Raw genomic sequence first — 23,439 nt, forward strand, 5'->3', positions numbered from 1 at the left:
GCCCGGACCTGCTCAAGCGAACCCCAGCGTTGCTGCCGCCAAGACAAGGTAGCGGCCAATCTTCGCGACGCTGACAAGAAGCAGGAACACCCAGAAGGACTCGCGCAGCACTCCTGCAACGATAGTCAGCGGGTCGCCGATGATCGGCATCCAAGCCAGCAGCAGCGACCATCTGCCATAGTGGCGATACCAGTTCTCCGCTCGTGCCAAGGAGGCCGGGCTCACCGGGAACCAACGTCTGTTGCGTAGCCCTTCGATCCCTCGCCCGAGAAACCAGTTGACGACAGACCCTAGCACATTGCCGACGCTGGCAACGGTCAGCACCAGCCATGGCGAATGGTCGGTTAGCAGAAGGCTAACAACCAGGATCTCGGACTGGGTGGGGAGTAAGGTAGCTGCGGTGAAGGCCGCCAGAAACAGGCCACCGTAAACGGCAATATCAATCATGAACCTCCATCAGCCCGCCGACAGAAGCGACCAGGTTTCAAGCTCTCCCCACAGAGTGCCTCGGCCTCCAAGGACCACACAACAGCCTCAATCTGCCCTTTCAGGCGGCGGACGGGGGCTAGTAGCTTGGTGTTTTGCTTCGTTGTTTGAACCACAGAATTTTAGGGATACCCCATTTCAGGAAAGCACAAGACTATCTTCTGCGTCGCAGAACGCTTTGGCAGTGCCGTTACGGCCACTTGGAGTCCGGATGGAGTATTCGTTTGACCGTCCCCTGCGCCGTGCTGGCGGAGCAGGACAAGTCTCTGGACTGGCGCGCCCGGCGAGCAAAGGCCAAGGCCCCGCATTTTCGACGACGAACTATCGGCAGCCCAGATAAAAGGCAAAGGCTCTAATAGGCTAGTAAGACTTGTTGGCAGATGAGCTTGAAGCCCAAGACCAGCAGCCAGGATTCGGCGCAACCAGGTCAGACAGATTTCCACTGCTGATATAGGAAACGGATACAAGCATCTGCGAAGGTTGACCTTCAATAACACAGCCGCAATGCTTCGAAAATGTCAGCAAAGTTACACTCCATTAGTCCAATCTTATTGAAGTTGCTGCTGGCTTTGGCATTTGTCGGCGCGGCTGTTTGGGCAACCGGGGCTTATGTGAGGCCTCAAGAGCTGCAGCGGGGTGCTCAGCTTTACAACGAACACTGCGCGACATGCCACGGCGCTCAACTGGAAGGTCAGCCGGACTGGCAGATCATTGGGGATGACGGGGTTCTGCCCGCTCCGCCGCATGACGAGACAGGTCATACCTGGCACCACGACGATGCGATGCTGATTGACTATATCCGCCAGGGCGGGCAAGCCGTCTTGGATGATCTGGGCGTCCTCATGACGTCCGGCATGCCGGCGTTCGGCGCCATCCTAGAAGATGACGACATTGCCGCCATCCTTGCCTATATAAAATCGACTTGGCCTGCGCGGATACAGGCTCTCCAGGCAAAGCAGAACGACGATTGAGCGCCCCGTGGAGGCAGGCGTGGGTCATGACTGCCGTAAGCGACGTTCGCTCAAGAATAGTCTTTACTCCATGCTTGTGACCCTTCGACGATATCTCAGCTAGATGGTCGTTGCGATCAGGCCTACTGCCCGAATAAGGCGGCTGAACAACAGGCTTCTTAAAATTTTTGCTTCAAGCTAGCGGCATAATTCTGACAGCTATCGATGCCTCGCGCTGTACCCTTCAGCAGTTCCCCCGCCAAGACCAGCAGTTCGTCAATGAGCGGATCAGCCAGCCGGTAGTGGACAAAGCGCCCCTGCGGCACGCCCACTACCAGTCCGCACTCACTTAGGCAGCGCAGGTGGTTTGAGGCGTTGGGCTGGTTCAGGCCGGTGGCGGTGACGATCTCGCTCACCGACAAAGCTCCAGGCCGCAAGGCTTCAAGAATTGCTAGTCGCGAAGGGTCAGCCAGCCCGCGAAACAGCTTGGCTCTTTGCGTCACGGTCAGAACATCAACAACAGGGTTTGCTAGGAGATCAGTCCTACTCGACATATCAGTTTCCAATGATATTAACGGCATGTCAAAGGAAGATGACTGATGACCGATAGAAATTCCATAAGCCACACTGAACCTGTCCGATACCGCGTCACCGGCATGGACTGCGCTTCGTGCGCAGCGAAGATCGAAAAGGCAGCGCGTTCGGTCGGCGTTGAAGATGTGAAGGTATCGACTGCTACTCAGATCATGACCTTGCACGCTGACAGCGCTCGCCTGGCGCAGATCGAACAGGCTGTGACTGCCATCGGCTACCAACTCGACCGGCTGGACCAGCCCAGGCCTGGGGCCGAAGCGGACGATGATGACGAGTTGCCCCGCGACCTGTCCCACATCACTCCGGCCTACAAGCGTGCGCTGTGGATCGTGGTGGCCCTGAACGTGGGCTACGGCCTAGTCGAGATTGTCGGCGGCTTTCTCTCGGGCTCGCAGGCGCTCAAGGCCGACGCACTAGACTTCTTGGGCGACGGCCTTATCACCTTCCTGGGCCTTCTGGCCATCGGCTGGAGTCTGCTTTGGCGGGCACGTTCTGCCCTCATCCAAGGGCTCTTCCTGGGCGCCCTCGGGCTGGGCGTTCTTGCCAGCACGATCTACCGCATGATCGTCCAGCAGCAGCCCGAGGCTGAACTGATGGGCCTGTTCGGCGCCATTGCCCTCGTCGTCAACGTGGCGGCGGCATTGGTGCTGATCCCGCACCGGACAGGGGACGCCAACGTCCGCGCGGTGTGGCTGTTCTCGCGCAATGACGCCATCGGCAACGCGGCGGTTGTGGCGGCGGCGGGGCTCGTGGCTTGGACCGGCACGGCTTGGCCCGATTTGGCTGTGGCAATCGTTATCGCCGGACTGTTTCTGCAATCCTCGTGGTCGATTGTTCGGGATGCCCGGAACGATCTGCGTGAAGCTCAATGAACGGCCGCGCCCTAGGCCCAGGCTGCATAATGGCGGCATTTGCGTTCGATCAGGGTACCAAGGCTTTTGCCTTGGGCTCTACAGCCTTGGCGCAGGGTGTCGAAGTTCTGCCCATTTTGAACTTCGTGCTCGTGCGTAATGAGGGTGTCAGCTTCGGAATGCTCAGCGGCGTCGTGCCATGGTGGGTCCTAACCCTCCTCAGCTTGGCCATCGTGACGGTCCTTGCTTCTTGGCTTTGGAGTGCTCAAAGTCGTGTACTAAGTGTAGCCTTAGGTCTGATTATTGGCGGCGCCCTATCCAACGTCCTCGATCGCATAAGACATGGGGCCGTAACGGATTTTCTGGACCTCCATCTTGCTGCCTACCATTGGCCCGCCTTCAACTTGGCGGACATGGCAATTGTTGTAGGGACGGCGCTTCTCCTGCTCGATAGCCTAATTAGCCCAAAGCGCAAGCTTTCTGCACCAGAGCACGATTTCTCGAGATAGAAGGCTCTGCGACAAGCGCAAGTTCCTATCTCAGATGACAGCAGTGCTGGCTCTAAGGGTGAGACCGACGAGGCGTCTGCCCATCGTGGCGCCACGCTTGAAGAAGAAGAAGGGAAAAACGTTGTTGCCGTCTTTCTGCCTGGGCAGCCGCTTGGGCTGATCGCGATGCGGGACGAGCCACGCGATGATGCGGCTAAGGCCCGGGTCATGTTCTTATAACTTCACACCTCGTAGCCGTGTGGCATTGGCGATGACGCTGACAGAGGAAAGGGCCATGGCTGCTGCTGCGATGATCGGGGACAGCAAAATGCCGAAGACCGGATAAAGAACCCCCGCTGCGACCGGGATCCCGAGCGCATTGTAGATGAAGGCGAAGAACAGGTTTTGCCGGATGTTGCGCATCACAGCCTCGGAAAGATGCCGCGCCCGGACGATGCCAGTCAGATCTCCCTTGAGCAAGGTAACACCGGCGCTCTCCATGGCGACATCGGTGCCGGTGCCCATTGCAATGCCGACATCCGCGGCGGCCAGTGCAGGAGCGTCGTTAACCCCGTCGCCCGCCATGGCCACAACCCGGCCTTCAGCTTTGTAACGTTGGATCACGGCGCTCTTCTGATCCGGCAGGACCTCGGCCTCGACCTCATCGATCCCGAGTTGCCGGGCCACTGCCCTTGCCGTCGTCCAGTTGTCACCGGTCAGCATGACCACCCGGATCCCGTCAGCCTTGAGGGCCGCAAGCGCCTCGGGCGTCGAAGGTTTCACCGGATCAGCGATCGCAAAGATCGCGGCAGGATGGCCGTCCACGCCCATGAAAATGGCAGTGGCACCGTCGGCGCGCAACGCGTCCGCACGCTCTGCGAGTGGTGCAACATCAACACCTTCTTCCTCGAGGAACTTGCCGTTGCCCAAGGCAACACGCTTGCCGTCCACGATACCCAGGGCGCCTTTGCCCGTAGGCGAGTCGAACTCTGCCACCGAGGAGATTTCCACGCCTTGGTCTTCCGCGGCCCGCACGATGGCAAGCGCCAGGGGATGCTCGCTTGCCCGTTCCACGCTGGCCGCAAGACTGAGAGCCTGACTTTCGGTCCATCCGGGAGCGGAAACAATCGCAGTGACGGCGGGCCGGCCTTCGGTCAGGGTGCCGGTCTTGTCGACCACGATCGTATCTACCTTCTCCATGTGCTCCAAGGCTTCGGCGTTCTTGATCAGGACACCGGCCTGCGCGCCGCGGCCAACCCCCACCATGATCGACATCGGGGTCGCAAGGCCAAGGGCACAGGGGCAGGCGATGATCAAGACCGAGACCGCAGCGATCAGACCGAATGAGAAACGCGGCTCGGGTCCCCAGACTGACCAGGCCGCAAAGGCAAGCAGCGCTACAAGGATCACCGCTGGCACGAACCAACCCGAAACCTGGTCGGCAAGCCGCTGGATCGGTGCTCGCGAGCGCTGAGCCTCCGCCACCAGTTGCACGATCTGCGCCAGCATGGTGTCGCGCCCCACCTTGCGCGCCTCGATCACCAGGGCCCCTGACTGGTTCATGGTCCCGCCGATCACCGTGGCACCAGTTTTCTTGGTCACGGGCATGGACTCGCCCGTGACCATCGACTCGTCGACCGCGCTGCGCCCTTCAAGGACCGCGCCGTCCACAGGGACCTTCTCGCCTGGCCGAACCCTGAGCCGATCCCCAACCTGCACCTGATCGAGCGACACCTCCTCTTCAGTGCCATCCTCCCTGATCCGCCGGGCCGTCTTGGGCGCCAGATCCAGCAGTGCCCGGATTGCCCCGCTGGTGCCCTCCCGCGCCTTCAGTTCCAGGACCTGACCCAGCAGCACAAGAACGGTGATGACGGAAGCAGCCTCGAAGTAAACTGCGACCGACCCGTCATGCTGGCGAAAAGCGTCAGGGAAGATGCCCGGTGCCAGCGTTGCCACGATACTGTAGATCCACGCGGTTCCTGTTCCCAAGGCGATGAGGGTGAACATGTTGAGGTTGCGGGTGAGCAGCGACTGCCAGGCACGTTCGAAAAAGGGCCATCCTGCCCAGAGCACAACCGGGGTCGCCAGGATCAGCTGCAGCCAGCTGGACGTGCGCTGCCCGATATAATGGTCCAGGCCGAGGAAATGCCCGCCCATTTCGAGGATGACGACGGGGATCGTCAGCACCAGTCCCACGCGCAAGCGGCGCCGCATGTCGATCAGTTCCTCGTTTGGTTCAGCCTCCAGGCTCACCAGAACAGGCTCCAGGGCCATGCCGCAGATCGGGCAGGACCCCGGCCCGACCTGTCGGATCTCCGGGTGCATCGGGCAGGTATAGATTGTTCCTTCGGGAACGGGTTCGGACGCTGCGGCCGCAGCCGGATCAAGGTAGCGCGTCGGCTGGGCCAGGAATTTCGTTCGGCACCCGGCCGAGCAGAAGTTGTAGGTCCGCCCGCCATGTTCCGCGCGATGGGTCGATGTGTGGGGATCGACCATCATGCCGCAAACCGGATCCTTGACCCGATGGGTACCCTCAGCCGTGCCGCTTCCCGCCGTATGCGAATGGCTATGACTGGCATGATTTTCGTGAGCCGCCGACATGATATGTCCTTTCTCCAGACAATCCCCCGCGGTGATCATCCCGAGGGCGACACTGTGTTTTTTCGAGTCTGTCGTTGTCAGGGAACGGTGCAGACGCCGTCCTGAACTTCGGGTTGTAGCCTGCGGCCAAGCCGCTGGAGCACGAGGCTCCAGCGGCCCGTCTGTTACTGTTGGCCCGTGTTTTGCTCGACCCAGGCCGTCATCTCTTCGATTTCCGGGCCCTGCGCGTCGATGATCTTCTGAGCCATCGCCTTCGATTGCTCGTCGTCGCCATATTTCAGCTCGACTTCTGCCATGGCAATGGCACCAGCGTGATGGGCGATCATCCCGCAGTGGAAAGCAAGATCAGGATCCTTGATGGTGTGGGTGGCCATCATGGGCATGTTCATTTTCATCATGGCTTCCATGGACGCTTTCTGGGCCTCGTCCATGCCTTCCATGCCACCCATCATGTTTGACATGTCCATTCCCTGCATCATGCCTCCCCGCATCATGCCGCCCATTCCGGACTGCTGGATCGCGTCCTGACAGCCTTGGGGCAGGATCGACAGATCGGCCATCTGCTCAGCCTGGTTCGCAGAGGCTCCTGATTGGGCATTTCTGGCTTCCTGAGCAAAACCGGGAGTCGCAGCGATAAACACAGCAACGGCGGTTGTAAGATAGGATTTACCCATGGTCATTCTCCTTAGGGTTCATAGGGTTTGGAACGGATCAAGCAGCCTTTTCCGGCAGCTCTCCAGTCAGGAAATATTAGGGTCGAGGAGCGGCTAATGCCTCCTCCCCGTTGCTAAGCATGCATGACCCCGGGGCCTGCACAGCCTGATCGCGTTTTCCAATAACAAGAAAGGAAGGAATGCCATCAACCTGACAGGATCAGATTGAACAGAGTTCCTGCTGGCGCGCGATCAGATCAGATGGAGAACCGTGGAGGACGGCGCGGACCTTCAAGCACGCGCCCGCTGAGGAGGGATCCAGAGACAAACAGGATCGACTCCTCGTGTGACATCCGCTCCGGGGAGGAGACCTCCTGCGGTGTCAACGCCAGATGACACGCATCTCCGCAACACGGAGGTGTTCTTGTATCATTGCTGTAATCGTGCCCTGATCCGACAGACGCCTTGGCTCCGCCTTGTGACACGATTTGGTGGCAAGGGACGCTTCCATGATCAGCCTGTGAACGCATGAGTGCGTGCTCACTGGGAGCCTGCGAATGCGACAGCATTCCTCCCGCGATCACCGAATGGGCCAGAAACACAGCCGCAAACAGGAAGGCTGCTGCACTGACGAGCAACCTTCGGCCCTGCGACGCGCCTGTCATGCGGGTAGTCCGATAGCCCATATCAGGAAAACGATTGTGCAATCAAAATGTTCCGGCTGAGCTTTGATGAATCAGGCTGGTCATCGTCCCTTCCTTCATTCTAATCGCTTTCCAGCCCCGCTCGCCCGTCATGATGCGCCTTGATCCGGCGTCTTGTCACGTCACGAAGATGCCAGTTCCGAGGTGCGGGATCCTGCAGAAGAGTTGGATGCCACAGGATACACAAGGAATCCGGGTCCTAATCTCAGTCGTAAGCCGGGTTTCTGGTTACTCAACGCTGAGGAAGCAGCCAGAACATCCATTTGCTGCCTTGGACCCAACGAATCGAAGCGGCATAAGCTGAGCTTCCAACAGCTCGGGCAGTGACATTGGACAGCGATACAATCCTCCTTTCGGCTGCCTTTCTTGTCATCGCCTTGATCTATGCAGCGGTTGGGCAGGCAGGAGCCTCGGGCTATATCGCAATCATGGGCCTGGCAGGCTTCACACCCCTTGCCATGAAAACAACGGCTCTTGCCCTGAACCTTTTGGTAGCCGCTATCGGCACCGTCCTGTTTCTGAAGGCAGGACGGCTTTCATGGCGTAATGTTTGGCCTTTTGCCATTTTGGGTTTCCCTTTCTCGATGCTTGGCGGCGCCGTCCATCTGCCAGAGGGGACCTATTTTCCGCTTGTGGGGATCGTCCTGATCCTTTCTGCGCTTCAAATGGCGCGCACGGCATTCAGCACCAAGTCCTCGGGTCCGGAGACGGCAGCCACACCTCCCTTCGGGGCAGCCTTGGCTATCGGCGCTGTCATAGGCTTCTTATCCGGAACGACCGGAACAGGCGGCGGCGTGTTTCTGGCGCCAATCATCCTGAGCATGAACTGGGGCACCGCCCGTCAAACGGCAGCCACAACAGCAGTCTACAATCTCATGAACTCGGCTGCCGCGTTGATCGGGGCCTATGGGGCATGGGACCATATTCCCGCAACGCTTCCGGCTTGGCTTGGTGCCGTTGCCGTGGGCGGGTCCACCGGTGCCTATATCGGTAGCCGCTACCTGTCTGACCGCTGGTTGCGAGGCGTTCTCGCATTCCTGCTTATGGCGTCAGGTATCAAGCTCGTTCTATGATGCCGGCTGTGGTGGCACTGCAGGCTATGAAGATCAACAGGCCATTTCGAAGAACTAAGACCTCGCCATGCGGCCTTCATGGAAGATTTAGCAGGGCAAAGGCAACCAACGGGCGCTTGAGTCAGACTTCTTTCTGATGCCCGTGCATGGCCCTGTGTCTGGCATTCTTTGCTTGGGGCACGATGGAGACCGCGCGCGTTGCGACACGACACGTTCGACGATGGGAAAATGGAATCTCATCCTGTTGTCACGTGGTAAAATCGCAGTTCCAACAGGAACTAGGACGTGATCACTGCTTCAGCATATCGGAAGCGATAAGGTTTTCTCGTCCTTCGCGATCTGCCTGAGCATGGAAGGAGGAATTGCGCCATTCAGGACGGTCCGCCCGATCACAAGGCCAGGTGTGCCGATAAAGCCAAAAAGATCGGCCAAGGCACGCGTTTGATCGAGTTCAGCTTGAATCTCGGGTGAAACCATATCCTTCGCAAGCTGTTCGAGATCAAGGCCGAGGTCAGACGCCACACGCCGTACCGAAGATTCGTTGGCAACCAGCGGCGTTCGCATGAAGCGGCGCCGTAGGTCCTGCTGTCTGCCCTGCCGCGCGGCCGCGACCGAAGCGCGCGCGGCGAGTTCAGAGGCAGGTCCAAAGATCGGAAGTTCGTGTTGCACAAGATGATAAGTGGCTGGGTTATCAGCCATCAAGTTGTCCAGATCCTGTTCGAGCGCACGGCAGAAAGGGCAGCGAAATTCGCTGAAATAGGCGATAGGAACGGCGTTGCTCGTGAGGGCGCTGCCGAAAAGGGCAGGGCAGGGATCAGGGCGCAAGGCTTCCATTCGCGCGCGGCGCACCTCTGCATCGTCTGACGGCCCATCGATGCCAATCAAGGCGACGCTTGCAGAGGAGGTTTTCCCCTCAGACTTCAGGCGACGGAATGGCGGCACGTCTTCGATCTCGACATAAGTAAGGCCGCGGCCTGTCAGCCGCTCCCAAGGGACGGCACGCAACCCATAAATCGTGGTGACAATGCTCCCAAGAACCAAGACATCACGTCGCCGGATTGTCATGGCACCGGCGCAGTTCTTACCGAGCCCACCTCGTAGATCTGGATGACGTGGCGGCTCAGCATCCGGATGCAATCAATAGAGACCGATAGGCCAATCATCCACAATCCAAGCTTCCCGAGGGATGCGGTCGAGGTGTCGCTCCTGCTAAGCATCCGTACTGACAACTCCCATTCTACAGCCATCGAAAAATCTAGTATCATCCCATGCGCTTTCATATTCCTACATGAGCTGCGACGGCTGCCCCCGCACCGTTACTCATGCCATTGAGGCCGTTGATTCAGCCGCGCGATAGCCAGGTCAGCGCTCCGGCGATTATCAGGATGCCAACGCTTCGGCGCTTTCTACGACAGCTACTGTCATGCCTATGCTTCCTGCAGAACTTCCATCAGCCCCGGCCGTCTGTGTCCGGACGAATGAAAAAGCCGGTCACAGCTCTTCCAGCTACAAGCAGGAACCTATCCGCTGACTGGGCGACCATTGACCGTGCTCTCGGCGTCTTCTGCATCGGGTCTGTCGGCTGACCATCGATACGAACTTCGTAGTGCAGGTTCGGCCCGCTGACCAAGCCGGTTGCACCAACAGAGCCGATCCGATCTCCCGCACTCACCTCAGACCCTGCGGCAAGGCCAGAGGCAAATCGGGACAGATGCGCATAGCGGGTGACAACGCCACCCCCATGATCGATATCGATCGTTCGTCCGTATCCTCGCATGGTTCCAGCAAAGATCACCTTGCCAGTTCCTGTCGTCATCACAGGAGTCCCGGTTTCTGCTGCATAATCGACCCCTGTATGCAGGCGCTGCACGCCCAGAACCGGATGCCGCCGCTTGCCGAAGACAGAAGACAGGCGGGCACCAAGGACGGGGCGGGCCGTTTGCTGTACTGGTGTTCCATCCTTGAATAAAACGAAGGGCCGGTCCGCTGGCCCTGCCACCAGCTCAAAGATATTTTCGCCCAGTTCAAGCCGGGCATAGGAAAGGGCCGGCTCTGCCATGATCGTTCCGTCCGGCAGAGCACTTTCCTGCCAGATCAATGACAGGCGTTCTTTTCCCTCAAGATCGCGACGAAAATCGACATGCCCGGCCAAAAACGCAGCAAGATCGACGGCAAAGCTCTCGGGAGCCTTGTGTGCGGCAAGCGCCTCATAGAGCGAGCCGTCGATCTCAAAAGTCTCGCGGCGATTTCGGAGCCGGATCTCAGTCTTGACCAAGGCAGCTTCGAGAGGCTTGTTGAAATCAAGGACAATATCAATCCCGTCAAGTGTCAGGAGCGACAGGTGTTCCAGGCGGGCAGGGTCATCCGCAGACACGCTCCACCTCAGCACCTGGCCAGGGCTCAGGGCAGACAAGTCGAACACATCGTCGATGGCCAAGGCCGCCTCAATGCGGGTACTGGCCGCTATACCTGCATCAGCCAGGATCTTGTCCAGCGTATCTCCAGGCACCACCTCGTGGCGCGCCACAACGGCCGTTGACCCTGACCGGATTGCGGTTTCGGTGAGGGTTTGGGCATGCAGGGGTGTTGTTGCTGCAACGGTGCCGACAAGAAGCAAGGTTCGCAAGATCATCAACTCTGGTATCCCGTCAGGTGGAGAAAACTCTGCTTTGGCTGCAGGACCACATGCAGGCGGCGTCAGTAGTCCAAGTCATGGCGAAAGAAAACGCGCAAGGAGGACCCCGACCAATGCTGCCAGTAAGCCAAATGCGATTGCGTAGCCGCAAGCGTACTGGATCATATCCAGTCGGTTTCCTCCCAGCTTTCGGGCTCGGACGATACCACGCAAGGCACCAAGTGCAGCCGCGACAATGGTCAGCATTGGCTCAAACGTTGTTCAGGGGGTAGCATGCCTTCATCCTGCTGCCAGAATTTGTAAAGGCCTTCTGCGACCTCAAGCAGCTAGAGGTTCAAGCCGAATACCTGCAGATCACGGCTTTGTCATATTATTGGCTGCGGCAAATAGGTGTTGCGAAGCCTATTAGGATATTCCGAAGCGCTGTCTGCAACTTTGACACGAACATCAAGGAAGTCGTGCTTATTTCGCGAAAGGAAGTAAGCGGTGTTTCACAGTGCATCGGCTGGCAGTGGCTGTGAGCCCCCAGCCAAAGGAAGTGCGTCGTCGCCAACCAGGTGATCGGTGAGGCAATGCGCGTGATCGCTCAGCACCTCGATGACCCGGCAATCGGATATCGTGTCACCGGCACATTGCACCACCATGCGCTGCAGTTCGGTTTTCAAGGCCATGAGCCGCGCCAGGCGGCTCTCGACTTCGGCAAGCTGCGCCCTTGCAATGGCATCTGCAGCGGCGCAGGGCTGATCGGGATTGTCCGACAGGCTGAGCAGGTCGCGGATCGCCTCAAGCGAAAAACCGAGTTCGCGGGAATGTCGGATGAAGCGTAGCCGTTCCAAGGCCTTGTGGTCATAGAAGCGCTGATTGCCTCCGCTCCGCTTTGGCTCAGGTAACAAGCTGATCTGCTCATAATAGCGGATCGTCGGGACCTTGACGCCCGTCGCTGCGCTCAGCTTTCCGATCGACAGCATGAAAAACCCCTTGAAGCTCTAGTTGCTAGAGCAGTTATGTTCCTGATTCGATGAATGCAAGCGGGCATTGCCTGCGGGAGTTTCGAAATGACGGATCAGGCACAGGGCAAGCAGGAATGGACAGTCAGCGGGATGGACTGTGCGGCCTGCACGACAAAGGTGACGCGCGCAGTCGAGCGCCTGCCTGGCGTGAGCGAGGTGCGTGTTGCCTTGATGTCGGAAAGGCTGAGCCTGAACCTTGAGCCTCAGACGACACAGCCCGAAGAGATCGAGGCTGTGGTGCGCAAGCTGGGCTTTGGCATTGCACCAAAGGGACAGACAGCTCCTCGCAAGAAAGCCTTTGTCCTGCCGCAAGCATCCGATCCTGAGCCGGCGCCGGCCTCCACGCCGTTTCCGACACCCCGATCTTCGATGAAGGGTGCCTGCGCGACGGGTTGTTGTCCGCCAGCCTCCATGGATGACGACATGGCGGACGATCGCGGCGACGGCAGTGCAACGCAGATCCATAACGGCCATGATGATACCGCCCACAGCCACGACGACCCGGCGGATCGTGGCAAGTCCTGGTTCCAGACAGCCAAAGGACGGCTGGTCATCCTGACTGGCCTGCTCCTGGCCGTAGCCTGGCTCTTCGAGCTTCTGACCTCGGCCGAGACAGGCTACTGGGCCTTTTTGGCGGCCTGTCTGATCGGGGTGGCGCCAATCGCCAAGCGGGCCTATGAGGCCGCTCGCATGGGCCAGCCCTTCACGATCGAGGGTCTGATGACCATTGCGGCCGTCGGAGCCCTGGTTATAGGCGCCGCCGAGGAAGCAGCCCTTGTGGTCTTCCTGTTCGCAATCGGCGAAGTGCTGGAAGGGGTAGCCGCCAACAAGGCGCGCAACGGTATTCGCGCTCTGGCCAATCTGGTACCCAAGACGGCGCTGCTGGAACAAGACGGCCGCACGCGCGAAGTGTCGGCCGAGAGTCTGGAGATCGGCCAGATCGTCGTCGTGCGGCCCGGGGACCGCGTGCCCGCCGATGGCGAGATCATCCAAGGCAGCAGCGGCATCGATGAAAGTCCTGTCACGGGGGAAAGCGTGCCGCGCAGCAAGGGGCCCGGAGAGCCGGTCTTTGCGGGCTCGATCAACACCGAAGCCGTGCTGCGGGTCCGCGTCACCAGGGAGCCCTCGGACAACACCATCGCGCGCATTATCCGCCTGGTCGAGGAGGCGGAAGAGGCGCGCGCGCCGACTGAACGCTTCATCGACCGTTTCAGCCGCTGGTATATGCCCGCCGTTGTCGTGGCGGCAGCTCTTGTCATCATTGTACCGCCGCTTGCTTTTGGCGCGGATTGGAACACCTGGGTGTACCGCGGGCTGGCGCTTCTGCTGATCGGCTGCCCGTGCGCCCTCGTGATCTCGGTTCCTGCCTCGATCGCCTCGGCCTTGTCTTCGGGGGCCAAGCGAGGGCTGCTGATGAAAGGCGGCGCAGTGATAGAAGGCGCGGCGAACATCCGCCATGTCGCGTTCGACAAGACAGGAACCCTGACTGTAGGCAAGCCGGTGGTTACGCGCGTCCTGCCCGCCATGGGCGTGGCCGAGGCCGAACTGCTGGCCGTGGCAGCGGCGGTCGAGGCAGGGTCCAGCCACCCGCTGGCACAGGCAATCCTGCGCAAGGCGCAAGAAATCGGTATCGCAGCACTGTCCTCGCGCGATGCTAAGGCGCTGCCTGGTAAGGGTGTTCAGGCGGTGGTAGGCGAGGCAATGGCTTGGGTCGCATCGCCACGTTACGCCTCTGAGATGGCAGCTATCGACGGTCCTGCACTCCACCAAGCAACCGAGCTGGAAGCCGAGGGCATGACCGTAGTTGCCGTTTTCCGCGAAGGGGAGGCGCTTGGCATGATCGCCATGCGCGACGAGCCGCGGGAGGACGCTGCCGAGGCGATGCGTCAACTCAGGACCATGGGCGTTTCGGCGGTCATGCTGACGGGAGACAATCCACGCACGGCTGAGGCCATAGCAGGGAGCCTTGGCCTGGATCACCGAGCCGAAATGATGCCTGAGGACAAGCTGATGGCGATCCGTGAGGCCGCGGCCAGCGGCGGCGTGATGATGATCGGCGATGGCATCAATGACGCCCCTGCCTTGAAGCAGGCCAGCATCGGCGTCGCCATGGGATCGGGGACCGATGTCGCGTTGGAAACGGCGGATGCGGCGATCCTGCGCGACCGCGTCACAGATGTTCCGGCGCTGATCCGTCTATCCCGCGCCACCATGAGCAATATCCGCCAGAACGTCACATTAGCCTTGGGGTTGAAGGCGGTGTTTCTCGTGACCTCCGTTCTCGGGATCACGGGGCTGTGGATCGCGATCCTGGCCGATACCGGCGCCACGGTCCTGGTGACGCTGAACGCGCTCAGGCTTCTCGGCTACAACCCGGAGCGTGAAAGCTGATGGCAACGGATTTCAGTTGGCCTGCACTGTCGATCCTGGCAGCCTATCTGCTGCTGTTTTGTTGGGGCACAGCCGAGACAGGCCGCGTCAACGGGCAAACCGCATGGCTGATGGGGCGAAGCAAGGGGCGGGATCGAGGGGCAGCCTTTGCCTTTCGGCTGGCGTTCGCGTGCAGCTTTGCCGGTCCGCTAGTCTGGTTGATCTGGCCTGCCCTCCGTGAGCTTGATCCGTTCTGGCTCGAAGGTGGCGGGGCAGGGCTGCGGCTACCCGGCGTGTTCGTTGCAGCACTTGGCGCCATGGTGGCCTTTGCCGCGCAAATGTCGATGGGGGCTTCCTGGCGCGTTGGTGTTAACCGGTCCGCGGTTGGAGCCTTGGTTACGGGCGGATTGTTCCGCATCAGCCGTAACCCAACCTTCGTCGGTCAGCTTTTGCTTCTTTCGGGCGTAGCTTTGGCAATCCCCGCACTGCCCACCTTTGTTTCGCCCCTGCTCTTTCTCGCTGCCGCGCAAGCGCAAATCCCATCCGAAGAAGCAGCGCTGCGCCGTATCCATGGCTCCGCCTACGAGGAGTGGGCACGGCAGGTACCACGCTGGTTCAGTTTACGAATAGTCAGAGGAAACTGATGCGACTGGAAACAACCATCATCCTGGCACTTCTGGCCGACCAGATCAGCAAGGCGGCGGCATTGATCTGGCTGCAGCCTGGCGTTCCAGTGCCCGTATTCCCGGGCTTTTCGCTGACATTAGGCTTCAACACCGGTGCAAGCTTTGGGCTCTTTTCAGAGCGCATGGCCAACGCGCCATTATTGATGGCAGCACTCACCAGCATTCTCACCGCGATGTTCTGGCTGTTTGCCTTGCGCGGCCAAACGGCGACTGAACGGCATGGCTTTGCGCTGATCGTCGGGGGAGCCGTCGGCAATATCATAGATCGCTTGCGGCAAGGCGCAGTGACAGACTTTTTGGATTTCTCGTGGAAAGCTTGGCACTGGCCTGCCTTCAACCTTGCCGATGCAGCCATCACCTGCGGTGCGGTGCTCGTTCTTTGTGCAACGATCTTGCGGCCTCGCATCGGAGCAGTCCGTTCCTGACGCTCCCACAGGCCCAAAGGAGTGACTTGACCGGTAGAAACGAAAGGATCAACCTCAGTCGCATATGACAATCATTTGCAACTGAGGCGGGCTCATGGATCAATCCTCACTTGGCTGGCGCGAAGCCCCTCATGAGCCGTCCTTGTCCGACGTCTTTCGTTCCATCGCCGTGCCGCAGGGACGATCGGGATTGCGGCGCTTTCTGGCTTTTGTGGGTCCAGGCTATCTGGTTGCCGTCGGCTACATGGATCCGGGAAACTGGGCCACGTCGCTCGCGGGAGGGGCCAAGTTCGGCTACACGCTGCTGTTCGTTGCCCTTCTCTCCAACATCATGGCGATCTTGCTGCAATCGCTTTGTGCACGATTGGCCATCGCGTCAGGCCGCGACCTGGCGCAAGCCTGCCATGATGCGTTCCCTCGCTGGGTATCGTTTCCGCTATGGATCTTTGCCGAGGCGGCGATCATTGCCACAGACCTGGCCGAGGTGATCGGCACTGCCATCGGTCTGAACCTGCTGTTCGGCATTCCTTTGGAAATCGGCATCTTCATCACCGCGGCGGACGTGTTTCTGATCCTGTGGCTGCAAAACCGCGGCTTCCGCTGGGTCGAGGCCTTTGTCATCGCACTGCTGGCTGTGATTGCAGGCTGCTTTCTGGTCCAGATTGCTATGGCCGATCCTGACTGGAATGCAGTGATCCGCGGCTTCGCCCCCTCGGTCGAGATCGCGACTAACCCTGAGATGCTGTATATTGCCTTGGGCATCATTGGGGCCACGGTCATGCCCCACAATCTCTACCTGCATTCAGGCATCGTGCAGACCCGTGCTTTTGGGGCAGATCCCCGCCAAAAGCGGCAGGCCTTGCGGCTGGCCACATGGGATTCGACCATTGCCCTGATGTTTGCACTCTGCGTTAACGCCTCGATCCTGATCCTTGCCGCCGCGACCTTCCACAGCACAGGCAATACCGAGATCGTTGAAATCGACCAGGCCCATGCCTTGCTGTCGCCCCTGCTGGGCGGGACCATTGCACCGACCCTGTTCGGGATCGCGCTGCTGTGCTGCGGCCTGAATGCCACCATCACCGCCACCATGTCCGGGCAGATCGTGATGGAGGGTTTCCTCCGTTGGCGCATCAGCCCCGTGCTGCGGCGCCTGATCACACGAGTCTTCGCGATCGTACCGGCAATGGTGGTTATCCTGCTTTGGGGCAGCGAGGGTACAGGCCAGTTGCTGATCCTCAGCCAGGTTATCCTAAGCTTCCAGCTTCCCTTCGCCATCGTTCCACTTGTAATGTTCACCGCCAGCCGCCAGAAGATGGGGGCTTTGGTGGCACCACGATGGCTGACCCTAGCCTGCGCCGTCGTCGCAGCCACGATCATCGTGCTGAACATCAACCTTCTCTACAGCGTCTTTCTTGCCTGACAAAGCTGTGAACGGCCAAAGTTCTGCTTGAACCTCAAGTTGCTAGAGGTGCTAGGGCGGGCTGAGCAAACAGCACGAACGGTGATCGATGACACTCCAACCATTCGGAAAGGCGCTTGGACATTTGAACGCCATAGCGCTCGCCGCTGTCGTGGCTGGGTTTCGCATGTCCCTGAAGGTTCTGTGCTCGCTGGGGTGCCGGGGTTTCACCCATGCCTGATACCTTATCGTCTCGATCAGAAGCACTGCCTCTCCTCGCCTTTCTGATCGTCCTGGGCGCGACCCTGGGCGCGCTGTTCATTGGCGAGGTTCTGGGGCAGATGCCTTGTGTGCTGTGCTGGTATCAGCGGATCGCCATGTTCCCGCTTGTCCCCATCCTTGCTATCGGCCTGTGGCGGCAAGACGCAGGGGCCAGGCTCTACGCGCTGCCCCTGGTGCTGGCCGGGCTGGCGATAGCCCTATGGCATTCAGGCCTTTACGCCGGACTGATCCCCGAAAGTGTCAGCCCTTGCACCAAGGACGGGCCGTCCTGTTCCGACCGCGGCCAGATGGCCATCCTGGGCCTGCCAATTCCCTATCTCTCGCTCGGTGCCTTTACGGCAACCGCGCTGTGTCTGATCTTCATGAAAGGAAAGCGATCGTGAACCGAAGAACCGTTGTGGTGGGCGCCCTTGCTCTGGGTGCAGGCACGTTTGCTGCCGGGTCCTGGTATGTCACGCGCCAGCGAGAGGCCGAACAGGCTGCCGCTGTGCGCGAAACCCTGCAAGCCCAGCCGGATGCCTTGATCCGGTCGCATTCGCCGATCTTGGGACCGACAGACGCGCCGGTCTCCCTGGTCGAATTCTTTGACCCTTCTTGCGAAGCCTGTCGAGCATTTCACCCTGTGGTCAATGAGTTGCTCCGAGAATATCCTGTTCAGCTTCGCGTGGTGTTGCGATATACGCCGTTCCACGAGGGCTCAGACGAGGCGGTGCGTATTCTTGAGGTGGCGCGTCGTCAGAATCTCTTCGAGCCGGTCTTGGACATCCTCTTCGATCAGCAGCCCGCTTGGGCGCTGCATGGCCAGCCCCGCTTGGACCTGGCTTGGAAAATGGCCGGGGAAGCCGGGCTTGACCTGGCACGCGCCGAGACCGAACGCTTGCACCCTGACATCACGGGCGTGCTGAATCAGGACATGGCCGATGTTCAGGCCATGCAGATCAAAGGGACACCTACCTTCTTCGTCAATGGCGAGCAGCTGATGGAGCTGAGCATCGAGAACCTGCGCGAAGCGGTTTCGAATGCGATCTCCGAGCTTGGGTAAGGCAGGTCACCGATGAGCTTGCGAACGATCCGTCTGGCCCTCTGGGGATTGGTCATAGTTGCAGCGGGCGCCATAGCGGCCCAGCAATGGGTGGGACGAGAAAAGACAACTGAAACCTTCCGGCCAGACTTTGCCCTTCAGGATGGCAACGGTCAGACCTACACCATGGCCGATTTCCGGGGAAAGTTCAGCCTGGTGTTCTTTGGCTTCACCAACTGCCCTGATGTCTGTCCCACAACCATGTCCGAGGTCGCACAGGTGATGGATGATCTGGGCGAGAAGGCTGACCGGGTACAACCCTTGTTCATCTCCATCGACCCCGAGCGTGATCGTAGGCAGGGCCTGACCGAGTATGTGGCGGCCTTCCATCCGGCAATCCTTGGCTTGGCAGGGAATGATGCCGCCACAAAGGACGCTGCCGACAGCTTCAAGGTCCATTTTGCTCGTGAAAAGGACTCCTCGGCTCCCAACGGCTACACTATGTCGCACAGCCCAGGGCTGTTTTTGATCGGACCGGATGGTGAATGGCTGCGCCAATTCACGTATGAAACTCCTGCTGCTGAGATACGGGCGGAGATCGAGGAAAGAATATGACCATGAAGGGGTTCGCGCTTGCCCTTGGATGTGCAATGCTGCTGCCGGCGATCGCGTCGGCCGACTGCGTCGGCGTGACAGCCGGCGATCTCACGATCTCGAAGGCTTGGTCGCGGGTTACCATTGGCACTCAGAGGCCGGCGGTCTTCTATGTTGAGATCCGCAATGCCGGGAAAACCGATGATCGTCTGATCGGGATCGAGACGCCAATCGCCGGAATGCCGATGCTGCACCAGACAGTCATCCAGGACGGGGTCGCCGCGATGCCTCATGCCGAGGCCGTCGACGTTCCGGCAGGCAAAACGATCTCCCTGGAACCGGGTGGCTATCATGGCATGCTGATGGAATTGACCACCGCGCTCTCTGAAGGCCAGACCTTCCCTATCACTCTGACCTTCGAAAAGGCCGGGGCAGTCGAGATCGATACTCTGGTTCTCCCGATGCGAGCTCAGGAAGCGCAATGCGACGGCGCAAGCTGATCCTCGGCGGAGCAGGCCTTCTGGGCGCATTCGGCTTTACCCTGGGGATAGGGGCATGGCGCAGCGGCGATTTGCAGCGGTTGGCGGAAAACAGGGGAGCTGAGGGCAGCCCGGCAAACCTGTCCCGGATGGAGTGGCAGCTGACCGATGATCGGGGCATTCCTGTGGGTCCAGAAGACTGGCTGGGGCAAGCCAGCATGGTGTTCTTTGGTTTTACCTGGTGCCCTGATGTCTGTCCCACGACACTCATGGATATCGCCGATTGGCTGGAAGGTCTGGGATCGGACGCGGACCAGATGCTGGTCACCATGATCACGGTCGATCCCGAACGGGATACTCCTGAGGTCCTGGCCGAGTATCTGGAGAATTTCGATCCCCGCATTCGTGGTCTGACGGGCACGACCGACGCGGTTGCCAAAGCTGCCGAAGCCTTCGGCGTGACATACACACGCCTGCCGCGAGATGACGGCGACTACACCATGAACCATACATCCGGCGTGTTCGTCTTTCGGCCGTCGGGTGAACTCGCCAGCGTCATAGACTTCCATGAAGAGCGCCGCTTTGCGGTGCCCAAAATCCGGAGAGCCATCGGATGAAAAACGCCTTGCTGATGTCCCTTGCCATGCTGATTGCACCCCTGCCTCTGGCGGCAGAAGAGACCTCCCGCACCATTCGTGTTGTCGAGGGACAAGGCTGCGAATGCTGTACCAAATGGACAGAATATCTACAGGAGCAAGGTTTTGACGTAACGGCTGAAGAACGCTTTGGCGTCCTGCTGATCCAGCACAAGATCGACCTTGGCGTTCCCGCCGAGCATTATTCTTGCCATACCGGCCAGATCGATGGCTATTTCCTGGAAGGCCATGTGCCTGCCGCGGATATCCGCAGGCTTCTGGAAGAACGACCCGATGCCGCAGGCCTGGCTGTACCCGGCATGCCCTATGGCAGCCCCGGCATGGGCCCGGAAGCCAAGCGCGAAGCCTACGACGTGCTGCTGGTGCGCAAGGACGGAAGCAGCGAAGTGTTCACCAGTTATCCTGCAGCCGACAATATTTAGATCAACCTATTTATACCTGTGACGGAGCATTTCTGAATGGCCAGCTTGAACCGGCGTCATTTTTCCTTGGCGGGCTTGGCCGCATTGGCCGCGTGTGGCGCTCCAACGCCGCAGACGCCGACGTTCAAGGTCTATTCCGGTCCACCAGTCACCCAGGTTGTCGTTCAGAAAGGGCAGCGCCGGATGCATCTGCTGAATGGAACAACGGTGCTGAAGTCTTATGATTTCGGCCTCGGGTTCCAGCCTGTCGGTCACAAGCAGTTCGAAGGCGACGGAAAGACCCCCGAAGGGCTCTACTTCGTGGACCGGTTCAATCCCCGCAGCCGGTATCACCTGTCCGTCGGCGTGTCTTATCCAAATGAGCGCGACCGCGCCTTTGCGGAACAGTTTGGTCGAGATCCTGGCGGCGATATCATGATCCATGGCCGTGGACCTGAAGGTAATCGTCTGGTGCGCCAGAAGCAGGACTGGACGGCTGGTTGCATCACCGTCAGTGATGAGGAAATCGAGGATATCTATGCCATGCTGCAACCCGGCGTCCCGATCATGATTTATGCATAACAGTTAGACAAAGGGGTCCAGAAATTCGGTTCAGTGACACTTGAGGCTTTTTGGGGGATGCCGACAATGCAGTTCGTCGGCATCCTGATGCAAAAGAAGCTTCCTAAAACACGGTCACCTGCGTTCCGATTTCTGCTACCTCATAGAGCCGGGTGATGTGCTCATTATAAAGTCCATAGCAGCCATTTGAGGATTTCCGGCCAATCTTCCGGGTGTCATGCGTTCCGTGAATCAAATAGGCAGGCCATGAAAGATAAAGACCGTAAGGACCCAGGGGATTGTCAGGACTTCCGCCTTCAACACGCTGAGGAAGATTGGGATCTTTTTCCCGCATGCTCGGCGTCGGGGTCCAAGGGGGATTCTTTGCTTTTCTGACGATTTCAGTTTCGCCCCGGCGAGTTAGATCTTCCGTGACAGGAATAGAGCATGGAAAGACTAGGTTGATTGACCCATCACCTGACCAATAATGCAGGGCACGAGATGTGACATCCGCAAGAATCACGCCCTTTCCAAGGCTAGGGTAAAACTCACTCCAGTGCCTCGCTCGAAACGACGACTGGTTACGGCTTGGATCTGCCGTCGGATCGATTTGATAAGCGCCAAGATCGGGTGCCCCGCCGGTCGGGGGGCCGCCATAGAGGGGCTGCCCGGTATAAGGGTCAATACCTTGCGCCAGAACGGCACTGCTCGGAAGGATCGTCGCCGTGGCAAACAACCCTCCCAGAAAACGCCGACGGTCGCTACCTGTGTCCTTCAGGACCATCACTGCCTCGTGTTCTTAGTCTGTTTATGTAACGATTCCAGAAAGATAATTCTAAAACGTAACTTGGCCAAGAAGACGAAATGCCGTGCGGATCAAGATATTGTGCGTTCCAACCGAGACTCACTTCTGTTGACAGAGAGCGGCCTTGTGTGCGGGGACATCGAGTGCGAGTGATCTCAGACAAGACCAACCTTTCAGGGAGATTAAAATGAAAAGCAGGGCCTTTATCATCTTGGCAGCCGTTCTGCTCACTGGCGCTTGCGCAAACACTGCTCCGACGCCGGAAAATGCAGAAACCGGAGCCAACAGCCTCCCGGCAAACCTCATCGCCCTAGCTGCACCGGAGCAGGACGTTGCCTCTGCCCGTCTTAATCCAGAGGATAATTGCTATTGGTACGAGCATCGTGGTCAGGTTGAAACCACCCTTCTTCCGCTAACTACGACTGAAGGCCGCCCTATCTGTAGCCAATCGTAGGCCTGACGCCGATCATGCGGGTTGGGCCAACGACATGCGAAAGGAATAGCCTAGTTCCGTGCAGTTACACTTTGCTCGGCTGAGTAAAGAAACGCAGTGGAGCCAATTTCTACTTTTGGGTAGAGATCGTTGATATGCACCATAACCATCCGCACGCAGCCAGAACTGGCGCTGCTGCCGATGCTCCTAGGAAAGGGGGTTCCGTGGATTCGCAAGTGGGTATCTTTGTCGCCGACATAGAGGTATAGGGCGCGCGAGCCGAGAGCGTTTTCAGGACCGGGCTCAACCCCCCCTTCAAACTGCGCATAAATCTCCGGCTCTCGGATAATCATGTTCTGTGTCGGTGTCCAATGTGGCCATTCGGCCTTTCGCTTGATCGTGTATACACCCGGTTCGTACAAATCTCCCCGACCGATGGCCACACCATAGCGCATCGCAGTTCCACCAGTCTCAATATGGTAAAGATACTTCGCCACAGCATCCACATGGATGTCACCCGGAACGAGGCCGTCGTTGGCGATCACTCTTTGGGGCAGGAAGCGTTGGTGCAAACCCCAGGGGTTGGATGAGGCAGGATCATAACCGGGAGGAGTGACCTGAGCGTCCCAAGCAGATTTCTGTTCCTCAGTTGGCCACGATCCCGCCATCAACGGGCCAGAAATAGATGCCGAGAACAGCGCTGTGGTTGTGCAAATGAAATGTCTTCGTGTCAGCATTTTTATGCTCCTGTACTTTTTTCGACATCCTCACAGCGCACGCTCGGATGCAACTTTCCAAACTCACAATTGATAGGTTCTCTGATCAACTTCACTTGTACGTTCGGCCCAGTTATGACCCCAAGAAGACTGGTTTCCAAAATCCTCAAAGTGTGGCCGAACACAACCAAGTCGGCAAAGGTTTCGCCTTTCGCGTCAACCTCCCGCAAATGGCAGGTTTCATCCTCTCCGACTCCTTGCCCACGTATTTTGTGGCTTCCTGGCAATCGGGGTAGGTCTGAAGGCGCGCATTGCCCTCGCGGCCAAGCCAGCTAGTAAGGTTTTGGTGAGGCCTAAGATGACAATACGGTCGCTCAAAAGCTCTGCTCATGTCGCTTGCGTTCGCTCAGCCCGATCAGGCTACCCATCAGGTTGAGTGTCCTTGCTGGAAGGCGCGGGTCATGCCGCGTTGCTGCGTAAGGCTACGCCGAGGACCGTCTTGCCTCAGCACCTGCTCTCGTCGGCCATGATGCGTTCGATGACGTCGGGCTCGCATTGCTCGT

General features: G+C 59.0%; 24 protein-coding genes. 15 read left to right on the forward strand and 9 right to left on the reverse strand.

All coding sequences use genetic code 11. The features are described from left to right. Positions 1-12: 12 nt before the first annotated feature. Entirely contained in the window at positions 13-447 is a 435-nt protein-coding gene (locus tag JX613_RS08090) for a YqaA family protein (protein ID WP_207100946.1), read from the reverse strand. Between the two features lie 590 nt (positions 448-1,037). Here JX613_RS08090 and JX613_RS08095 point away from each other — a divergent pair. Then, positions 1,038-1,457 (forward strand): c-type cytochrome, encoded by a 420-nt coding sequence (locus JX613_RS08095; RefSeq protein WP_336512284.1) that lies wholly within the window; start codon positions 1,038-1,040, stop codon positions 1,455-1,457. 158 nt (positions 1,458-1,615) lie between these two features. Here JX613_RS08095 and JX613_RS08100 read toward each other — a convergent pair whose 3' ends face one another. Beyond that, positions 1,616-2,017 carry a metalloregulator ArsR/SmtB family transcription factor gene (locus JX613_RS08100; RefSeq protein ID WP_207100978.1) on the reverse strand — a complete coding sequence of 134 codons (402 nt, stop codon included), beginning with the start codon at positions 2,015-2,017 and terminating at the stop codon, positions 1,616-1,618. An 18-nt stretch (positions 2,018-2,035) separates the two neighbouring features. Between JX613_RS08100 and JX613_RS08105 the strand changes: the two genes are divergently transcribed. Then, the gene (locus JX613_RS08105; protein ID WP_207100948.1) at positions 2,036-2,902 is read left to right on the forward strand and encodes a cation diffusion facilitator family transporter; all 867 of its coding nucleotides are present in this window, start codon (positions 2,036-2,038) and stop codon (positions 2,900-2,902) included. A 29-nt stretch (positions 2,903-2,931) separates the two neighbouring features. Further along, entirely contained in the window at positions 2,932-3,390 is a 459-nt protein-coding gene (gene lspA, locus JX613_RS08110) for a signal peptidase II (protein WP_237168435.1), read from the forward strand. 213 nt (positions 3,391-3,603) lie between these two features. On the opposite strand, the gene JX613_RS08115 is transcribed toward lspA (JX613_RS08110), so the two are convergent. Next, the gene (locus JX613_RS08115) at positions 3,604-5,970 is read right to left on the reverse strand and encodes a heavy metal translocating P-type ATPase (RefSeq protein WP_207100950.1); all 2,367 of its coding nucleotides are present in this window, start codon (positions 5,968-5,970) and stop codon (positions 3,604-3,606) included. Positions 5,971-6,134: 164 nt separating this feature from the next. Continuing rightward, positions 6,135-6,644, reverse strand: coding sequence for a DUF305 domain-containing protein (locus JX613_RS08120; RefSeq protein ID WP_207100951.1), 510 nt, complete (start codon positions 6,642-6,644; stop codon positions 6,135-6,137). A gap of 1,012 nt (positions 6,645-7,656) precedes the next feature. Between JX613_RS08120 and JX613_RS08125 the strand changes: the two genes are divergently transcribed. Further along, on the forward strand, positions 7,657-8,400 hold the full coding sequence (locus JX613_RS08125; protein WP_207100952.1) for a sulfite exporter TauE/SafE family protein: 744 nt from the start codon (positions 7,657-7,659) through the stop codon (positions 8,398-8,400). A 297-nt stretch (positions 8,401-8,697) separates the two neighbouring features. Here JX613_RS08125 and JX613_RS08130 read toward each other — a convergent pair whose 3' ends face one another. The 3 genes from JX613_RS08130 to JX613_RS08140 all read right to left on the reverse strand — a co-directional run bounded on the left by JX613_RS08130 (position 8,698) and on the right by JX613_RS08140 (position 12,003). Then, complete coding sequence (locus JX613_RS08130; RefSeq protein WP_207100953.1) at positions 8,698-9,465, reverse strand: DsbA family protein; 768 nt, start codon at positions 9,463-9,465, stop codon at positions 8,698-8,700. A 385-nt stretch (positions 9,466-9,850) separates the two neighbouring features. Next, complete coding sequence (locus JX613_RS08135) at positions 9,851-11,032, reverse strand: M23 family metallopeptidase (protein ID WP_207100954.1); 1,182 nt, start codon at positions 11,030-11,032, stop codon at positions 9,851-9,853. Positions 11,033-11,526: 494 nt separating this feature from the next. Next, entirely contained in the window at positions 11,527-12,003 is a 477-nt protein-coding gene (locus tag JX613_RS08140; RefSeq protein ID WP_207100955.1) for a MerR family transcriptional regulator, read from the reverse strand. An 87-nt stretch (positions 12,004-12,090) separates the two neighbouring features. On the opposite strand from JX613_RS08140, the gene JX613_RS08145 reads away from it, so the two are divergent. The 11 genes from JX613_RS08145 (at position 12,091) to JX613_RS08195 (ending at position 20,943) form a co-directional block, all read left to right on the forward strand. Beyond that, positions 12,091-14,436 carry a heavy metal translocating P-type ATPase gene (locus tag JX613_RS08145; RefSeq protein ID WP_207100956.1) on the forward strand — a complete coding sequence of 782 codons (2,346 nt, stop codon included), beginning with the start codon at positions 12,091-12,093 and terminating at the stop codon, positions 14,434-14,436. Further along, positions 14,436-15,059: a methyltransferase family protein gene (locus JX613_RS08150; protein ID WP_207100957.1), complete on the forward strand. Its 624-nt coding sequence runs from the start codon at positions 14,436-14,438 to the stop codon at positions 15,057-15,059. Before JX613_RS08145 ends, JX613_RS08150 begins: the two co-directional genes overlap by 1 nt. Further along, complete coding sequence (lspA, locus tag JX613_RS08155; protein ID WP_207100958.1) at positions 15,059-15,526, forward strand: signal peptidase II; 468 nt, start codon at positions 15,059-15,061, stop codon at positions 15,524-15,526. The genes JX613_RS08150 and lspA (JX613_RS08155) overlap by 1 nt, the downstream gene beginning before the upstream one ends. A gap of 94 nt (positions 15,527-15,620) precedes the next feature. Continuing rightward, positions 15,621-16,949, forward strand: coding sequence for an Nramp family divalent metal transporter (locus JX613_RS08160; RefSeq protein WP_207100959.1), 1,329 nt, complete (start codon positions 15,621-15,623; stop codon positions 16,947-16,949). Positions 16,950-17,161: 212 nt separating this feature from the next. Then, positions 17,162-17,593 (forward strand): disulfide bond formation protein B, encoded by a 432-nt coding sequence (locus tag JX613_RS08165; RefSeq protein WP_207100960.1) that lies wholly within the window; start codon positions 17,162-17,164, stop codon positions 17,591-17,593. Then, entirely contained in the window at positions 17,590-18,252 is a 663-nt protein-coding gene (locus tag JX613_RS08170) for a thioredoxin domain-containing protein (protein ID WP_207100961.1), read from the forward strand. Before JX613_RS08165 ends, JX613_RS08170 begins: the two co-directional genes overlap by 4 nt. Before the next feature lie 12 nt (positions 18,253-18,264). Continuing rightward, complete coding sequence (locus JX613_RS08175; protein ID WP_207100962.1) at positions 18,265-18,846, forward strand: SCO family protein; 582 nt, start codon at positions 18,265-18,267, stop codon at positions 18,844-18,846. Further along, entirely contained in the window at positions 18,843-19,325 is a 483-nt protein-coding gene (locus JX613_RS08180) for a copper chaperone PCu(A)C (protein WP_237168438.1), read from the forward strand. The genes JX613_RS08175 and JX613_RS08180 overlap by 4 nt, the downstream gene beginning before the upstream one ends. After that, the gene (locus tag JX613_RS08185) at positions 19,307-19,921 is read left to right on the forward strand and encodes an SCO family protein (RefSeq protein WP_207100963.1); all 615 of its coding nucleotides are present in this window, start codon (positions 19,307-19,309) and stop codon (positions 19,919-19,921) included. The genes JX613_RS08180 and JX613_RS08185 overlap by 19 nt, the downstream gene beginning before the upstream one ends. Next, positions 19,918-20,382, forward strand: a complete 465-nt coding sequence (locus tag JX613_RS08190) for a DUF411 domain-containing protein (RefSeq protein ID WP_207100964.1) — start codon at positions 19,918-19,920, stop codon at positions 20,380-20,382. Before JX613_RS08185 ends, JX613_RS08190 begins: the two co-directional genes overlap by 4 nt. A 36-nt stretch (positions 20,383-20,418) precedes the next feature. After that, positions 20,419-20,943 carry a L,D-transpeptidase family protein gene (locus JX613_RS08195; protein ID WP_207100965.1) on the forward strand — a complete coding sequence of 175 codons (525 nt, stop codon included), beginning with the start codon at positions 20,419-20,421 and terminating at the stop codon, positions 20,941-20,943. A gap of 103 nt (positions 20,944-21,046) precedes the next feature. On the opposite strand, the gene JX613_RS08200 is transcribed toward JX613_RS08195, so the two are convergent. Next, entirely contained in the window at positions 21,047-21,706 is a 660-nt protein-coding gene (locus tag JX613_RS08200) for a L,D-transpeptidase (protein WP_207100966.1), read from the reverse strand. A gap of 525 nt (positions 21,707-22,231) precedes the next feature. Further along, a complete protein-coding gene (locus JX613_RS08205) occupies positions 22,232-22,897 on the reverse strand; it encodes a L,D-transpeptidase (protein WP_207100967.1) in 666 nt (221 codons plus the stop codon). Between the last annotated feature and the right edge of the window lie 542 nt (positions 22,898-23,439).

This window comes from Paracoccus shandongensis, from assembly GCF_017315735.1.
Lineage (GTDB): Bacteria > Pseudomonadota > Alphaproteobacteria > Rhodobacterales > Rhodobacteraceae > Paracoccus > Paracoccus shandongensis.

Excerpts from the sequence above, each read along its gene's own strand:
- JX613_RS08145 (WP_207100956.1), top strand. The coding sequence starts at position 12,091 with ATGACGGATCAGGCACAGGGCAAGCAGGAATGGACAGTCAGCGGGATG.
- JX613_RS08190 (WP_207100964.1), top strand. The coding sequence starts at position 19,918 with ATGAAAAACGCCTTGCTGATGTCCCTTGCCATGCTGATTGCACCCCTG.
- JX613_RS08195 (WP_207100965.1), top strand. The coding sequence starts at position 20,419 with ATGGCCAGCTTGAACCGGCGTCATTTTTCCTTGGCGGGCTTGGCCGCA.
- JX613_RS08205 (WP_207100967.1), bottom strand. The coding sequence starts at position 22,897 with ATGCTGACACGAAGACATTTCATTTGCACAACCACAGCGCTGTTCTCG.
- lspA (WP_207100958.1), top strand. The coding sequence starts at position 15,059 with ATGCGACTGGAAACAACCATCATCCTGGCACTTCTGGCCGACCAGATC.
- JX613_RS08200 (WP_207100966.1), bottom strand. The coding sequence starts at position 21,706 with ATGGTCCTGAAGGACACAGGTAGCGACCGTCGGCGTTTTCTGGGAGGG.
- JX613_RS08130 (WP_207100953.1), bottom strand. The coding sequence starts at position 9,465 with ATGACAATCCGGCGACGTGATGTCTTGGTTCTTGGGAGCATTGTCACC.
- JX613_RS08135 (WP_207100954.1), bottom strand. The coding sequence starts at position 11,032 with ATGATCTTGCGAACCTTGCTTCTTGTCGGCACCGTTGCAGCAACAACA.
- JX613_RS08180 (WP_237168438.1), top strand. The coding sequence starts at position 18,843 with ATGACCATGAAGGGGTTCGCGCTTGCCCTTGGATGTGCAATGCTGCTG.
- JX613_RS08175 (WP_207100962.1), top strand. The coding sequence starts at position 18,265 with ATGAGCTTGCGAACGATCCGTCTGGCCCTCTGGGGATTGGTCATAGTT.
- JX613_RS08105 (WP_207100948.1), top strand. The coding sequence starts at position 2,036 with ATGACCGATAGAAATTCCATAAGCCACACTGAACCTGTCCGATACCGC.
- lspA (WP_237168435.1), top strand. The coding sequence starts at position 2,932 with ATGGCGGCATTTGCGTTCGATCAGGGTACCAAGGCTTTTGCCTTGGGC.
- JX613_RS08160 (WP_207100959.1), top strand. The coding sequence starts at position 15,621 with ATGGATCAATCCTCACTTGGCTGGCGCGAAGCCCCTCATGAGCCGTCC.
- JX613_RS08115 (WP_207100950.1), bottom strand. The coding sequence starts at position 5,970 with ATGTCGGCGGCTCACGAAAATCATGCCAGTCATAGCCATTCGCATACG.
- JX613_RS08185 (WP_207100963.1), top strand. The coding sequence starts at position 19,307 with ATGCGACGGCGCAAGCTGATCCTCGGCGGAGCAGGCCTTCTGGGCGCA.
- JX613_RS08140 (WP_207100955.1), bottom strand. The coding sequence starts at position 12,003 with ATGCTGTCGATCGGAAAGCTGAGCGCAGCGACGGGCGTCAAGGTCCCG.
- JX613_RS08120 (WP_207100951.1), bottom strand. The coding sequence starts at position 6,644 with ATGGGTAAATCCTATCTTACAACCGCCGTTGCTGTGTTTATCGCTGCG.
- JX613_RS08090 (WP_207100946.1), bottom strand. The coding sequence starts at position 447 with ATGATTGATATTGCCGTTTACGGTGGCCTGTTTCTGGCGGCCTTCACC.
- JX613_RS08165 (WP_207100960.1), top strand. The coding sequence starts at position 17,162 with ATGCCTGATACCTTATCGTCTCGATCAGAAGCACTGCCTCTCCTCGCC.
- JX613_RS08150 (WP_207100957.1), top strand. The coding sequence starts at position 14,436 with ATGGCAACGGATTTCAGTTGGCCTGCACTGTCGATCCTGGCAGCCTAT.
- JX613_RS08100 (WP_207100978.1), bottom strand. The coding sequence starts at position 2,017 with ATGCCGTTAATATCATTGGAAACTGATATGTCGAGTAGGACTGATCTC.